The 14,867-nt window shown below is 55.7% G+C and carries 11 protein-coding genes; 5 read left to right on the forward strand and 6 right to left on the reverse strand.

What is annotated here, in order from left to right; genetic code table 11:
- Positions 1–539: 539 nt before the first annotated feature.
- From sstT to FS690_RS09990, 3 genes are all read right to left on the reverse strand, one after another.
- Complete coding sequence (sstT, locus tag FS690_RS09980; RefSeq protein WP_039380504.1) at positions 540–1,775, reverse strand: serine/threonine transporter SstT; 1,236 nt, start codon at positions 1,773–1,775, stop codon at positions 540–542.
- A gap of 229 nt (positions 1,776–2,004) precedes the next feature.
- Entirely contained in the window at positions 2,005–2,973 is a 969-nt protein-coding gene (locus tag FS690_RS09985; RefSeq protein ID WP_039385651.1) for a TerC family protein, read from the reverse strand.
- Positions 2,974–3,229: 256 nt separating this feature from the next.
- Positions 3,230–4,216, reverse strand: a complete 987-nt coding sequence (locus FS690_RS09990; RefSeq protein WP_039380502.1) for a Gfo/Idh/MocA family protein — start codon at positions 4,214–4,216, stop codon at positions 3,230–3,232.
- Between the two features lie 137 nt (positions 4,217–4,353).
- Between FS690_RS09990 and FS690_RS09995 the strand changes: the two genes are divergently transcribed.
- Positions 4,354–6,042: a chloride channel protein gene (locus FS690_RS09995; protein ID WP_145339525.1), complete on the forward strand. Its 1,689-nt coding sequence runs from the start codon at positions 4,354–4,356 to the stop codon at positions 6,040–6,042.
- Here the strand turns inward: FS690_RS09995 and FS690_RS10000 are convergent.
- Positions 6,039–6,539, reverse strand: coding sequence for a M48 family metallopeptidase (locus FS690_RS10000; protein WP_145339528.1), 501 nt, complete (start codon positions 6,537–6,539; stop codon positions 6,039–6,041). The two genes, FS690_RS09995 and FS690_RS10000, sit on opposite strands and share 4 nt — an antisense overlap.
- Positions 6,540–6,621: 82 nt before the next feature.
- Between FS690_RS10000 and rlmG the strand changes: the two genes are divergently transcribed.
- Entirely contained in the window at positions 6,622–7,740 is a 1,119-nt protein-coding gene (gene rlmG, locus FS690_RS10005; RefSeq protein ID WP_145339530.1) for a 23S rRNA (guanine(1835)-N(2))-methyltransferase RlmG, read from the forward strand.
- Here rlmG and FS690_RS10010 read toward each other — a convergent pair whose 3' ends face one another.
- Complete coding sequence (locus tag FS690_RS10010; protein WP_145339532.1) at positions 7,741–9,738, reverse strand: NADPH-dependent 2,4-dienoyl-CoA reductase; 1,998 nt, start codon at positions 9,736–9,738, stop codon at positions 7,741–7,743.
- A gap of 696 nt (positions 9,739–10,434) precedes the next feature.
- Between FS690_RS10010 and FS690_RS10015 the strand changes: the two genes are divergently transcribed.
- From FS690_RS10015 to idnO, 3 genes are all read left to right on the forward strand, one after another.
- Positions 10,435–11,133 carry a response regulator transcription factor gene (locus tag FS690_RS10015; RefSeq protein WP_039380492.1) on the forward strand — a complete coding sequence of 233 codons (699 nt, stop codon included), beginning with the start codon at positions 10,435–10,437 and terminating at the stop codon, positions 11,131–11,133.
- Positions 11,134–11,292: 159 nt separating this feature from the next.
- The gene (idnD, locus tag FS690_RS10020) at positions 11,293–12,324 is read left to right on the forward strand and encodes an L-idonate 5-dehydrogenase (protein ID WP_113655524.1); all 1,032 of its coding nucleotides are present in this window, start codon (positions 11,293–11,295) and stop codon (positions 12,322–12,324) included.
- Positions 12,325–12,333: 9 nt separating this feature from the next.
- Complete coding sequence (gene idnO / locus FS690_RS10025) at positions 12,334–13,098, forward strand: gluconate 5-dehydrogenase (protein ID WP_039380488.1); 765 nt, start codon at positions 12,334–12,336, stop codon at positions 13,096–13,098.
- 143 nt (positions 13,099–13,241) lie between these two features.
- On the opposite strand, the gene FS690_RS10030 is transcribed toward idnO, so the two are convergent.
- Complete coding sequence (locus FS690_RS10030) at positions 13,242–13,955, reverse strand: polyphenol oxidase family protein (protein WP_039380486.1); 714 nt, start codon at positions 13,953–13,955, stop codon at positions 13,242–13,244.
- Between the last annotated feature and the right edge of the window lie 912 nt (positions 13,956–14,867).

The following is a 14,867-nucleotide window of genomic DNA, read 5'->3' on the forward strand; positions in this document are numbered from 1 at the left end:
TTGTTAAACGAGCCCATCAGGGGCTAAAGCGCAGGCAGAGGTGAGTTATACATTTTGGGTATGCCACCTGAGCAGGGGTCCGTATCCATGCGGCTATGCGTGTTAAATCAGCGACTTTCTGACGCCCTTGTCGCAAATGGTAAAAAAAGGGCGATAACTGTAACAAATACTTCCCAATTCAGACAGTGCATTATGTCCGTTGTAGTGGAGTTTTACCCTTTGCTGCCAGGAGTAAAAGGAGCTTTACACGAGCTGACACTATTGCAGATTATCTGACCCCGTCTGCAGGTTCAGAATGTACAAACGTGGCCGTTTTTACGCTGTTCGGCTTAATCAGGCGGCCTGCGGCAAACAAGTTGCAGTTACGGGCAGAAGCCGTGTGATGTAGCGTAACGTTGCGCCGCCACCGCTTAGTATTTTCCAGATATGGCAACATTGCCAGTTTATGGCAGCAGTTTGTTACATGAGGCAGAAGGGAAGGATGGCAGCACAGCGGCTATGAAAGCGCGCGGCGCACAGTGTGCGCCGCAGAGGAGAGGTCAGGTCGCGGCGCCGGGCTGGCGTTCCGCTTCTGCCTGGCAGACAGCCGCAGTAAACAGAATGTCGGTTGAGGAGTTCAGGGCCGTTTCTGCTGAATCCTGCAGCACACCGATAATAAACCCAACGGCCACCACCTGCATGGCCAGGTCGTTAGGAATGCCGAACATATTGCAGGCCACCGGGATTAACAGCAATGAGCCACCCGCTACGCCGGAGGCACCACAGGCGCACAGCGTGGCAACCAGGCTTAGCAGAATCGCTGTCGGTACATCGACATTGATGCCCAGCGTATGCACCGCAGCCAGCGTCAGTACGGTAATCGTAATAGATGCGCCCGCCATGCTGATGGTCGCACCCAGCGGAATTGATACGGAGTAGGTGTCTTCATCAAGGTTGAGTCGTTTTGCCAGCGCCATGTTCACCGGGATATTGGCGGCCGAGCTGCGGGTAAAGAAAGCCGTCACGCCGCTTTCACGAATGCAGGTAAATACCAGTGGATAGGGATTACGCCGGATTTTCTGATACACCAGCAGCGGGTTCACAATCAGTGCCATGAACAGCATGCAGCCAATCAGCAGGACCAGCAGGCTGCCATATTCCCACAGCGCCCCAAAGCCGGTAGAGGCCAGAATGGAGGCGACCAGGCCAAAGATGCCCAGTGGCGCGCAGCGGATCACACAGCGTACGACCCAGGTTGCCGCGTGTGAGGCGTCATTTAAAAAATCTTTGGTGCCGGGACTGGCATGACGAAATGCAAGGCCAAGGCCCAGCGCCCAGACCAGAATGCCGATGTAGTTCGCGTTCATCAGCGCTTCGAACGGATTAGCCACCATGCTCATCAGCAGGCCATGCAGCACCTCGGTGATCCCGGAAGGCGGCGTAATTGTCGTGTTACCGGCGGCGAGTGACAGCGTCTGCGGAAAGAGGTGGCTGAAAATCACCGCGATCATCGCGGCAAACAGGGTGCTGAGCAGATAAAGCATAATGATGGGACGGATATTGGTTTTCTGTCCCTGCTGATGGTTAGCAATGGACGCGATGACCAGCACCAGAACCAGCAGCGGCGCGACGGCTTTCAGTGCCCGGACAAAGAGTTCACCCAGCAGGCCGGCGGCTAATGCGGCATCGCGCGACAGCCACGCCAGCGCTACGCCAGCGACCAGGCCTACCATGATTTGTTTGACCAGGCTGCCTTTAAACAGCACGCCTGCCACTCTGGAAAGGTTATTTTGCATATCGTGATCTTTTACTATCGGTCATGAGTGTGGTGCGCGTTTATTCCGCGCCAGAGGGTTTGCCCGGCGGAGTATAAGGAAAAGTGCTGGTGAGAAAAGCGATAATTCCGGCTTTGCGTGCGGGATCGATTTTTCAATCTGCTAAACAGAGGAAGTGTGACAGAGATAAAAAAGGGAAAGTTTCATTGAGACGAAATAAAGCAGGGGCGATTTACGCCCCTGCAGAAGATTATGGCGAGATGCGCCGGCGGTCATTTCGCCGGTTAACCCAGGCGTTGATCAGCAGCGTTCCACCCAGAATAATGCCCACCACGCTGAGTGAGACAGCGACCGGAATGTGGTAAAACTCGACGATGAGCATTTTGATGCCGATAAACACCAGCACGATAGCCAGCCCATATTTCAGCATAGAGAAGCGCTCAGCCACATTCGACAGCAGGAAATACATGGCGCGCAGGCCGAGTATGGCAAACAGGTTAGAGGTCAGCACAATAAAGGGATCGGTGGTTACCGCAAAAATAGCCGGAATACTGTCGACAGCAAAAATCACATCGCTGAGCTCGACCATAATCAGAACCAGCAGCAGCGGGGTGGCAAACAGTACGCCGTTACGGCGAATAAAAAATTTCTCACCCTCCAGCGAATCGGTCATGCGCAGATGCTGACGCAGCCAGCGCACCACCGGCTTATCACCCACGGCCGTGTCATCCTCGCGCGCCAGCGCCATCTTAATGCCGGTAAACAGCAGAAACGCGCCGAAAATATAGAGGATCCAGCTGAACTGCATGACCAGCCAGCTGCCGGCAAAGATCATGATGGTACGCAAGACAATGGCACCCAGCACGCCGTAAATCAGGACGCGCCGCTGCAGCTGGGGCGGAATAGCAAAGTAGCTGAACAGCATCAGCCAGACAAAGACGTTATCCACCGCCAGCGCTTTTTCCAGCACGTATCCGGTCAGGAAAGCGAGCGTCTGCGTAGTGGCAACCTCGCGCCCGGCGTGCGTATCGAGATACCACCAGAAAGCGGCAGCAAACAGCAGTGAAACGGAAACCCAGATCAGCGACCAGATAGCCGCCTGTCTGAACGACATAGTTTGTGCGCCGCGCCGGCCCTGCAGCAGCAGATCGATCGCCAGCATAATCAGCACAACAACGGTAAAGCTGCCCCAGAGTAACGGTGTGCCTATCGATTGCATAATGGTGTCCTGTGCGAAAGTTAAAAAAAACGGCTCCGTCAGAAGACGTAAGCCGCTTTCATTACGCTGCAAGCGCTCCTCGCCTTCCGGCAAGGTCTCACTTACAACACAGAATCACTTCCGGGTTGCCTGACGACCGGATGCGCTACACATCGTAATGACGATCAATCAGCTGACAAGTTACTCCCCTTTGCTTAGAAAAAAATAGCGCAGCCGCACTCCGATGCAATGCAGGACCAGTCATATTTAGCAATATTTACACTTCCTGGCGATCGGCGGGAAATATCACGCCGGTCTGCTGGCGGATGGTGGTCAGCAGCGCTGCTGTCAGCCGCGAAATTTCGAGGCCAGGGTGTGCGGTCTGCTGCGTTTCCACCAGACTGGCAAACACCTCTGCTTCATAGCGCATCGTATTGCTGTGCTGCGGCTGCGTCAGATTCTGCTCAACACCGCTGCGTGGCAGTAGCCGCAGCTGCTGGCACTCTGCCAGTTTCTCAATAAGCAGCGAACCCTCCTCTCCCTGAATTTCGCTCGGAATAGCGGAGTTGCTGACTTTGGAGTGCAGCAGAGTGACGTCGAACTCGCCATAGTGAAGTATCACGGTGCCGTGCGCATCTGTGCCGCTCGCCAGCAGCGTGGCTTCAGCCGTGACGCGCTGTGGCGCACCCCACAGCGTGACGGCAGCAGCGAGGCAGTAATAGCCGATATCCATGATGGAGCCATTGGACCAGCGCGGGTCAAACGTATTCGGGTTTTCACCGGCAAGATAGCGCGGGTAACGGGAAGAGTACTGACAGTAGCTGAACAGCGCCTTACGCAGCGTGCCCAGCTGCGGCAGGGTGCGCTGCAGCTGCAGAAAATTAGGCAGGCTGGCGGTTTTAAAGGCTTCAAACAGCACAACCTGATGCTGTTGAGCGCAGGCGATCATCGCTTCGGCTTCACGCAGCGTGGAGGCCAGCGGTTTCTCGCAGATCACATGCTTACCGTGAGACATAAACAGCAGCGCCTGTTCGCAGTGCAGTGCATTCGGGCTGGCGATATAGACCGCGTCGATATCCTGGCATGCCGCCAGAGCCTCCAGTGAGGTGAACGTGAGCGGACAGGCGTAATCTGCGGCAAAGGCGTCAGCCTGCTGCTGGCTGCGTGAATAGACTGCGCTGAGCGTAAACCTGCCGCTCTCATGTGCTGCGTCAATAAACTGACGGGTAATCCAGTTGGTGCCGACAATGGCAAAGCGAATCACAGGTCTGCTCTCCTGACAAAATAAAGCCGCAGGGTAGCACGCGGCGGCAGGAAACCTGCCGGCACTATTTGATCCTGCGATCCGCATTCCAATATAGTGAGCCCCTGTGTCTGAAAGCCTGCGAACGGGAGAGCCGGGTGAGCGGAAGCAAACATGCATTAAACTGGACCACGCTGCTGATCGCCATTCCGGTGGGGCTGATGGCCTCGCTGGTAACGCTGGCGTTTCGTGGCATTATCGATGTGATTAACCAGCTGCTGTTTAACAGTGACCATGAGATCACCGTGGCGATGCACGTCTGGCCGTGGATCTTCTGGCCGCTGCTGGTGGGCGGCGGCGGCGTACTGGCGGGCTGGTTCCTGCGCTATGCCGTCGCAATTGAGCAGCAGCAAACGGTAAAAACAGACTACCTGGAAGTGATTAACGCCAGGCTGGATGCCGTGCCGACGCGCACCTCACTGTTTCGCGCGCTCTCTTCAATCGCCAGCATTGGCAGCGGCGCTTCAATCGGTAAAGAGGGGCCGATGGTACAGCTCTCAGCGCTCAGCGGCAGTCTGCTGGGACGCTGGCTGCCGGCATCGCTCAATCTGCGCAACAGCGACATTGTCGCCATGGCGGCAGCAGCGGGCCTCTCCTCGGTTTACCACGCGCCACTTGCCTCGGCGATCTTTGTTGCTGAAATTGCTTTTGGTATTTCAGCCCTGCAGCGACTGATCCCGCTGATTGTCGCCTCTGCGGTGGCGGTGATGACCATGTGGGCGCTGGGTTTTCGCAATGCGCTTTATCCGCTTGCCGATACGCTGTTTCAGATGGATGGAGTGAGCCTGCTGATGACAGTGCTGATTGGTCTGGTAGCAGGCGTTGCCGGCTGGCTGCTGATCGCGCTGATTGGCCGCAGCCGGCGGCTATTCAGCCGCGTGCGATCGCTGCCGCTGCGGCTTGGCGCAGGAGGCGTCGCTGTCGGCCTGCTGGCGCTGCTCTCCACGGATATTCTCGGCAACGGCTATGAAGTGATTGTGAAGATCATTGAGGGGCACTATGTCATCACCGGACTGCTGCTGCTGCTGCTGCTCAAAACCCTGGCGACAACCCTCTCCGTAGGCTCAAATGCCGTCGGCGGACTGTTTACGCCCTCGCTGCTGATTGGCGCCCTGCTCGGGGTGATTCTGGCGCAGAGCGCAGCCGCGCTGCAGCTGCCGGTGGGCGATACGCTGCTCTATGCAGCAATAGGCATGGCCGCCGTGCTGGCCGCTGTCAGTCAGGCTCCGCTGATGGCGATGCTGATGGTACTGGAGATGACGCTTAACAGCAGCCTGCTGTTTCCGCTGATGATCGCCTCAGTCCTGGCTTCAATGGTGGTCTACCGCCTGCAGTCCGCCAGCACCTATCCGGTGGTCAGCCATCACCTGAGCCGTTCTGAAGCCTGGTATGATTTTGACCATATGCGTGTCGACCAGCTGATTATTCCCGGTGCAGCGCTGCAGCCGGAAGAGTCGGTCGGACAGGCGCTGGCGGTCAGCTCGCTGAAGCGTGAACGCTATGTTTACGTACTGAATCAGGCGGGGCAGTTTCTGGGCGTGGTCTCCATTCACGAGATCTCGCGCAAGGTACTGGCGCAGGAGATCACTCTGGACTCGCCGGTCAGCACCGTCATGGATAGCAACTTTCCCTGCATTTTTCAGGGACAGAGCATGCGCGAAGGGTGGGAGGCATTTTCACGCGTGACGCTCGAGCGGCTGCCGGTACTGAATAATCCGCAGGAGCGTTGTTTTATGGGCGCCCTGACCAAAACCAGTCTGATTCAGAAAGCACAGGAGTTTCTTTAAGCTGCGTTGCCGCGCATCGCCTGATCGGTCATCCACAGGCGCGCGTCAAATTCCAGCTGATGATAGTCAGGCTCCATATGGCAGCAGAGCTGATAGAACGCTTTGCTGTGATCTTTCTCTTTGAGGTGGGCGAGTTCGTGCACCACAATCATGCGCAGGAAAGGCTCAGGAGCAAGGCGGAAAAAGGTGGAGATGCGGATCTCCGCTTTAGCTTTCAGGTTGCCGCCCTGTACGCGGGAAATGGCCGTGTGCAGCCCCAGCGCATGCTTCATCACTTTGATTTTATTATCCCAGAGGATTTTGCTTACCGGAGGTGCGCTGCGCATATAGCGATTTTTTATCGCCTGCGTGTAGTCATACAGCGCGCGATCGCTGACCACATCATGCGTCCCGGGATAGCGCTGCTGCAGGAACGCGCCTAATCGCTGATGATCAATCAGCATTTGCACCTGTTCGAGGATATTTTCAGGGTAACCCTGCAGATAAATTAATGACATTGGGATTCCTGACGAAAGACAGTATACTGCGCCCCCCTTTTCAGGGCGAAAATTGCGCAAAGTGTACCACGCCGGAGATCCCATGAGCCAACTTGAACTGACCCATAGCACCCTTACGCTGGAGCGCTTTCCGCCGATGCGCGAAGAGAGCCCGTTACAGGCGTGGGATGCTGCCGATGAATATCTGCTGCAGCAGACGCTGCCGGAAGGTCCGGTGCTGGTGTTCAATGACAGCTTTGGGGCATTAACCTGTGGCCTGCAGGATCGGGAGATCTGGCACGTCAGCGACTCCTGGCTGAGCCAGCAGGCAGCCAGACAGAATCTGCGCTTAAATGGTTTGTCTGACGATCGCATTCACTTTATTGACAGCCTGAGCGCGCTGCCTGCGGCGCCTGCTGCTGTCTTAATCAAAATTCCCAAAGCGCTGGCGCTGCTGGAGCATCAGCTGCGTGCGCTGCGCAGCGTGGCCACGCCAGAGACGCTGATTCTGGCGGCAACCAAAGCAAAAGATATTCATAACTCCACCCTGCAGCTGTTTGAGCGAATTCTGGGTGAGAGTAAAACGTCGCTGGCCTGGAAAAAAGCGCGTCTGATCTACAGCCGTTACAGCGCCCCGGCGCTGGCTGAGGCGGCGGACACTACCGTCTGGCCACTCGATGAGACGCCTTACCAGATCCATAACCACGCCAACGTCTTTTCACGCACTTCGCTGGATATTGGCGCGCGGCTGTTTATGCAGCATTTGCCACACAATATTGAAGGCGAAATCATGGATCTCGGCTGCGGCAACGGCGTGATTGGCTTAATGGCACTGAAGCAGAATCCGCAGGCTGAGGTACTGTTTTATGATGAATCTTATATGGCGGTCGCCTCCAGCGAGCTGAACGTCAGGGTTAACCGCCCGCAGGATCTGTCGCGCAGTCAGTTCCGCGTTAATAATGTGCTGAGCGGCTTTCCCTCCGACCGGCTGCATGCGGTGTTGTGCAATCCGCCGTTCCACCAGCAGCATGCGGTTACCGATCACCTGGCGTGGCAGATGCTGCGCGACGCAAAGCGTTGCCTGCAGTATGGCGGTGAGCTGCGCATCGTGGGCAACCGGCACCTCGGCTATCACCAGAAGATGAAGAAGCTGTTTGGTAACTGCGAACTGGTGGCGTCCAGCGCCAAGTTTGTGGTGCTGCGCGCGGTCAAACTGCGCTGATCACAGACTCAGCGCCAGCGCGGTAGCCTGTGCAATAGCCCGCCGCGCGTCCAGCTCCTGCGCCACATCTGCGCCGCCGATCACCCGCACCGGTTTGCCGCGTGCGGTCAGCTCGTCAGCCAGCAGGCGCAGCGGCTCCTGACCGGCGCAAACCACAATATTATCCACGGCCAGCGTGACCGGTTTACCCTGGTGACGCAGATGCAGCCCTGCATCGTCAATGCGCAGATATTCCACATCCCCCCACATCTCTACGCCGTGCGCCTGCAGGCTGGCGCGGTGGATCCAGCCGGTGGTTTTCGCCAGGCCCGCTCCGGGCTTCCCGCCTTTACGCTGCAGCAGCCAGATTTGCCGGCCGGGAGAGGGTGGCCGGGCAGGAACAATGCCGCCGCGCGCCTGCAGCGTGCGATCGATTCCCCAGCGCTGGTAAAAATCCTCTGATGAATGGAGTAAATAGGCGGCCGTATCAAAACCGATGCCGCCTGCGCCGATAATGGCGATGCGCTGACCCACCGGTTTTTTATGGCGCAGAAGATCCAGATAGCCGATCACGCTGGCATGATCGATGCCAGGAATAGAGAGCTGACGCGGCGTTACGCCGGTAGCAATGATAATTTCATCCGCGTCTGTCAGCTCTTCGGCACAGACCCGGTGGTTAAGCCGCAGCGTCACCTTCGCTGCCGCAAGCTGATGGCGGAAGTAGCGCAGGGTTTCGCTAAACTCCTCTTTACCCGGGATCTGTCGGGCGATACCAAACTGCCCGCCAATCTCCGCCTCCGCTTCATAGAGCGTTACCTTATGCCCGCGCTGAGCCGCCTGCAGGGCAAAAGCCATGCCTGCCGGACCGGCGCCAACCACAGCCAGCTGCTTCGGCTGCGTGGCCGGCACAACCGGCATCAGGGTTTCGTGGCAGGCGCGCGGATTGACCAGGCAGGATGTCACGTTGCCTGCAAAAATCTGATCGAGGCACGCCTGATTACACGCAATACAGGTATTGATAGCTTCAGGCTGACCCTGCGCCGTTTTGGAGACAAACGCGGCATCCGCCAGAAATGGCCGTGCCATTGAAACCATATCAGCAGTCCCGTCGCGCAGCAGGGCTTCAGCCACGTCAGGGTGGTTGATCCGGTTGGTGGCAATCACCGGTACGGATACGCGTTCGCGCAGGTGGCGGGTTACCCAGGCAAAGCCGGCTCGCGGGACACAGGTGGCTATCGTCGGGATGCGCGCTTCATGCCAGCCAATACCGCTGTTGAACAGCGTCACGCCACACGCTTCCAGCGCTTCAGCCAGCATCAGCGTTTCATCCAGCGTGCTGCCGTGCTGCACCAGGTCGAGCAGCGACAGCCGGAAAATAACAATAAAGTCTTCGCCTGTGGCGTGGCGTACCGCCTGCGTCACTTCACGGGCGAAGCGCTGCCGCCGCTGCACATCGCCTCCCCAGGCGTCAGTGCGCTGGTTAGTCTGCGCCGTCAGAAACTGATTAATCAGATACCCCTCGGAGCCCATGATCTCTACGCCATCATAGCCCGCCTGCTGTGCCAGACGGGCGCAGCGGGCAAAATCGGCAATCGTCTGTTCAATTTCTGCTTCGCTCAGCGCATGCGGAGTAAAAGGATTAATAGGCGCCTGGAGTGCGGAAGGGCCTACCAGCGCACGCTGATAGCTGTAGCGTCCGGCATGCAGTATCTGCAGCGCGATTTTTCCGCCCTGCGCATGGACCGCCGTCGTGATCTGACGATGCCAGCCGCACTGACTTTCATCGGTCAGCATCGCACCACCCTGTGCCACCACACCCTGCGCATTCGGCGCGACGCCGCCGGTTACAATTAGCGCCACGCCCTCGCGTGCGCGCTCAGCATAAAAAGCGGCCAGTCGCTCCGCCCCGTCAGGGTGCTCCTCCAGTCCGGTATGCATTGAGCCCATCAGAAAACGATTTTTTAACCGGGTAAATCCCAGATCGAGAGGCGTAAATAAGCAGGGGTAGTGCTCGATCATGATCGGGTACTCGAAAGTGGTCGGATGAGTTAACTCTAACGGTAATCGCGCATGATGGAAGAGGGGGACGCTGAGCTTGTGAGAGACGTCAAAAAAAGCAGGGCGGCAGGTTACGTACGAAGTATCAGCTTGTCTTCGTTACGCACGGGAAGGACCGGCGCGCCCTGAAAGGGCCAGAGTACAGGGCTAATGACTTAGCACTTTTTATATATCATCATGGATTCCTTTTTCCGGAAACGCCGGGTAATTATCAGACCGCGGCAACCTGTGTTCATCGCAACTCGCCTGAGTTTTAAATATTATAGCGGGAAAGTAATCTGGAAATAAGTCTTCAGATAGAGTCAGACAGAGAATTTATCATTTTAACCGCTATTTTAATGTTATTAATGATGCTTGTTAATCATAGCGCGCAGCTGAATGGTGCGATCGGATGAGTGATATATTTATTGCGCGCCAGCCCGCACAGTTAGCGGCAGCCAGCAGCCGGGGTGCCTCTTTTTCTGGGTGGATTATCCTTTATTTTATTTGTGAAGCAGTTAATTCCATATCTTAACAATTTTTTATTTATCGGTTTTATATAATTACCTGAATAATCACATTGTGAAGGTGATTTTCCTGCTATTACCACTGAGTTAACTGAAAAGGTTAAACGATATAGCCCTTTTACCTGTCATATACTTTTAGAGGAGAGGCAGATTGGATTTAAACACTCAGCCAGTCCGTATTGCTGTTCTTGACGGTCATCCTATGATTCGTCTGGTTTTTGAGCTATGTCTGAAAAATCATCCCGATATTCACCTTGTTGCTGCCTGGTCTTCCGGCAGCGAGCTTTTCAGCGCGTTAAGTACGCACAGTGTTGATGTTCTGATTCTGGATTTCCTGCTGGGCGAGCGTGAAATTGATGGCCTGACGCTAATAAAGCAAATACGTAATCACTATCCGATGCAGAAAATGCTGGTTTTAACCTCTGCCGAAAGCCCGGCGGTAGCAAGAATGGTACTCCGGGCCGGCGTAAACGGGTTTATCGGTAAAAGCCATCCCTTTGAAGAGGTACTGGCGGCGGTCAGATCCGTTGCTGAGAATAACCTGTTTTTAGCCACGCACCTTGCTGAAGAGATCCAGACGCTGTATGCCATTTCCGGAAAAAAGGCGGACGATGATTTCTGTATCAGCTGTAAGCCGGTTCTTCACGAAAAAATAAGATTATTAAGCCCGCGTGAAGCAGAAGTGATCCGCTGCTTTCTTGATGGCATGAGCGTTTCACAGATTGCGGCCAAGTTCAGACGAAGCCGGAAGACGGTAAGCGGACAGAAGCAGTCGGCGCTGAAAAAGCTCGGCGTCCGTTCAGATTCGGAACTATTTAAATATAGCCGGGAGCTGCTGTCAGCCCGGTAATCGCGCAGGGCAGCCGCGCCCGAGCGCAGCAACCTGATAGCCAGTTCACGTTCCCGGTAACATCTTTTCTGTAACATCGTTCTGAGTGATGTTCATCACAGTTTTATCCTGTTTAACCCGTTTTTATAGTCGTCACATCATCAGACTCACAGGATAAACATGAATATTGAAACGCAATCCTGCGTTATTACCGGCAAAAAGCAGGTCAGTGTCGCACAGCAGCAGGTGCAATGGGATGGCTCCGGCACGCTGGTGCGCATTACGCGCGGCGGAATCTGCGGCTCCGATCTGCACTACTACCAGGAGGGAAAAGTGGGCAGCTTTGCGCTGCAAATGCCCATGATACTCGGGCATGAAGTGATTGGTTACGTCATTGAAAGCGACGATCCCCGCCTGCAGCCGCAGCAAAAAGTGGCTGTCAATCCGGCTAAACCCTGCGGTGAATGCAAATATTGTCAGCGCCAGCAGGAGAACCAGTGTACCGCCATGCGCTTTTTTGGCAGTGCAATGTATGTCCCGCACGTCGATGGCGGATTTACCCGGCACAAAGTGGTGGCGAGCAGCCAGTGCGTGCCTTTTCCACAGGATGCCGATGAAAAGGTGATGGTGTTTGCTGAGCCGCTCGCGGTCTGCATTCACGCCACGCATCAGGCTGGCGATCTTACCGGTAAGCGTATCTTTATCTCCGGCACCGGGCCAATTGGCTGTCTGATTGCCGCTGCCGCGCAGGCGCGTGGTGCTGCAGAGGTTGTCTGCAGCGATATCAGTGAACGTTCGCTGGAGATGGCGCAGCAAATGGGTGCCACGCAAATAGTTAACGCGGCAAGCGGCGATTTCACCGGCTGGATGGCGGATAAGGGCTACTTCGATGTTGCGTTTGAAGCGTCCGGCCATCCGGCGTCACTGCAGCGCTGCCTGGAAGTTGTGTGTGCCAGAGGCACGGTGGTGCAGGTAGGAATGGGCGGCGCATTTCCTGATTTCCCCCTGATGACGCTGATTGCCAAAGAGATAAATCTGACGGGATCGTTCCGTTTTACGCATGAATTCAATACGGCAGTTGAGTGGCTGGCGCAGGGCGTTATCAACCCGCTGCCGCTCTACAGCGGGGAATACCCGCTTCAGGATATCGATGCGGCGCTGCAGTTTGCCAGCGATAAAACCCGCGCGGCAAAAGTTCAGCTGACTTTTTAGGGAGATACTATGAACGCACTCTTTTCTCTGGCCGGCAAGCGTGTACTGCTGACCGGTTCAGCACGCGGTATCGGGTTTCTGCTGGCGCAGGGCTTGGGTGAAGCCGGCGCCGAAGTGATTATTAACGCGACCACAGCTGAAGGGGCAGAGCGCGCCGCCGCCGCCCTGCGCGAGCAGGGGATCGTCGCCCGGGCCAAAGCGTTTGACGTAACCGATTCCGGCGCGGTGCATCAGGCGATCGATGAAATTGAAGCACAGTGGGGCGCCATCGATATTCTGGTAAATAACGCCGGCATCCAGCGTCGGCGGCCTTTTCTGGAGTTTCCTGAACAGGACTGGCACGACGTAATTGCGGTAAACCAGACCGCCGTGTTTTTTGTCTCGCAAAAAGTGGCGCAGCAGATGGTAACGCGCCAGCGCGGCAAAATTATCAATATCGGTTCAATGCAGAGTGAGCTGGGCCGCGACACCATCACGCCTTATGCGGCCTCTAAAGGGGCGGTCACCATGCTGACGCGGGGAATGTGCGTCGAGCTGGCGCGCTACAACATTCAGGTTAATGCGATTGCGCCGGGCTACTTTGTCACCGAGATGACGCAGCCGCTGGCTGACGATCCCGCGTTTACCGGCTGGCTGACTAAGCGTACGCCTGCTGCGCGCTGGGGTAAGCCGGAAGAGCTGATTGGTGCCGCCATCTTTCTGGCCTCTGCCGCCTCAGATTTCGTTAACGGACATCTGCTGTTTGTCGATGGCGGTATGCGCGTAGCCGTGTAGTGCGTGGCCCGAGAGCCTGCCTGGCAACATTTTAAACAGTGGAGATTCAGAAGGAAGCGCCAATCTCGCCGCCTGGAGCCGCGGCTCTGCTGACGCTTAGCGCGCTTATCCACGGGCCGGCTGCTCACAGGGCAGCAAAGCGATTAACGACGGCGGATCCACGAAAAGCGCGACTGGTATCCACTACTGAAGTGGGTATTGCGCCGGTAGCTGGATCCCGCCTCGGCCATACAGTAGGTACATACGTTGACCGCATCAATCTGTGCCGGCCCGAGTCCGCGCTCTAGCAGGATGCTGCGCGCCAGCCCGGGCAGGCTGAACCACGCCCCCTGCTGCTGCGCCTGCGCCTGCGCACGTACCGCCTGCGGATTCACGGGTTGCTGATGCGTCCACTGCAGCGGCGGCAGATCGCTGCGCTGCTGCATCTGGCGGATACGATCCTCGCCCAGCTCATAACAGCAGGGGCCAATGGCCGGACCGATAGCGACGCAAAGCGTATCGATACTCGCGCCGCGTGCCAGCAGGGCATCCAGCGCGCTTTGCAGAATTCCGCTAAGCGTGCCGTTCAGCCCGGCATGGATCGCCGCCACCTGCTGCTGCACGGGATCGGCAAACAGCACCGGCAGGCAGTCGGCAGTATAAACCGCTACCGGACGGTTATCTTCAGCAATCACACCGTCAGATTCACAGCTTTTTGGCGGCCGGTTTTGTCCCGATAACACCACGCGGGCGCTGTGACGCTGATGTCCGTAAGCGGCAGCCTCAGGTGCAGGCAGACCCGCAGGCTGAAAGGCATACTCCAGCCATGTCAGGCTATCCAGCAGCGCTGAACGCGGACCGCAGATTTTACTCTCCATACTTCTCTCCTGTGACCTGAACGTAACCGGCGACTGCGCACAGCTTACGTTAACCGGTACGTTTTTACAGCGCTCCGGCAGATATCTTTCTCATCACGGCTAACGTCATGCGTTCAGCTTATAGCTGCCCGTATCACAGCGCTGTGTTTCACGATGGCCTGCGCTGAGATTGCCGGGCAGAGCCGGAGTAACTGCATAAAAGAGTGGAACGGTAAATAATTTGACCACTGAAAAAACACCCGGCGGCGCAGGGGATTACGTTTTACCGTCAGAGCCACGCATATTTACATTTTGCGTTAGCTGCCAGGCGCTGGCGGCATTTCATGATATATAACCTGATTTTACGCCAGCGATGAGTGGATAATTTTGATGTTTTCCGGGTAATACAGATTATTGCGCTAAGCATTAATTTTAATAACTAAGAACTATCCTGGTTATAGTGCGATTATTAGCCAGCGCGGTGCACGCTGCTGCCAGATAATATGTATATTTTTGTCAGCCAGCTTCTTGCGTTATTTTTTATAGATTTTTATCCATTGAAATATAATCGCTTTAACTAATTATCCTCTTTTAAATATGCTTGCTTAAACTGACTTATTAATTACCTTTCCTGACTTTTATTTTACAAAACGGCTGCCGTCCCGCGGCGTTAAATAATAAAGATGCAACTTAAATCTTAAGCGGCTATAACCAATTTTTGTGAGGTGAAGCTGCTTTGTCTCCGCTGCGGAGGTTTACGGCCTCCTGCTCAGAGGGCATTTATTATCTGCAAATCAGATACGCAGGCATAAAGAGAAGATAATTGTGATGATACAAAAACCGTTATCAGTGAAATATCGCGGCGCCGTTTTACCCTGTCATGAGCACCGCTCAGGCTATGTTAAATACCCTCTGCGTCATCTGTACCGCAAT

The sequence above is a fragment of the Pantoea sp. PSNIH1 genome (genome assembly GCF_007680655.1).
GTDB classification, from domain to species: Bacteria; Pseudomonadota; Gammaproteobacteria; order Enterobacterales; family Enterobacteriaceae; genus Pantoea; species Pantoea eucrina.

Coding starts and splice junctions, on each gene's coding strand:
- sstT (WP_039380504.1), bottom strand. CDS start 1,775: ATGCAAAATAACCTTTCCAGAGTGGCAGGCGTGCTGTTTAAAGGCAGC.
- FS690_RS09985 (WP_039385651.1), bottom strand. CDS start 2,973: ATGCAATCGATAGGCACACCGTTACTCTGGGGCAGCTTTACCGTTGTT.
- FS690_RS10000 (WP_145339528.1), bottom strand. CDS start 6,539: ATGTCATTAATTTATCTGCAGGGTTACCCTGAAAATATCCTCGAACAG.
- rlmG (WP_145339530.1), top strand. CDS start 6,622: ATGAGCCAACTTGAACTGACCCATAGCACCCTTACGCTGGAGCGCTTT.
- FS690_RS10010 (WP_145339532.1), bottom strand. CDS start 9,738: ATGATCGAGCACTACCCCTGCTTATTTACGCCTCTCGATCTGGGATTT.
- idnD (WP_113655524.1), top strand. CDS start 11,293: ATGAATATTGAAACGCAATCCTGCGTTATTACCGGCAAAAAGCAGGTC.
- idnO (WP_039380488.1), top strand. CDS start 12,334: ATGAACGCACTCTTTTCTCTGGCCGGCAAGCGTGTACTGCTGACCGGT.
- FS690_RS10030 (WP_039380486.1), bottom strand. CDS start 13,955: ATGGAGAGTAAAATCTGCGGTCCGCGTTCAGCGCTGCTGGATAGCCTG.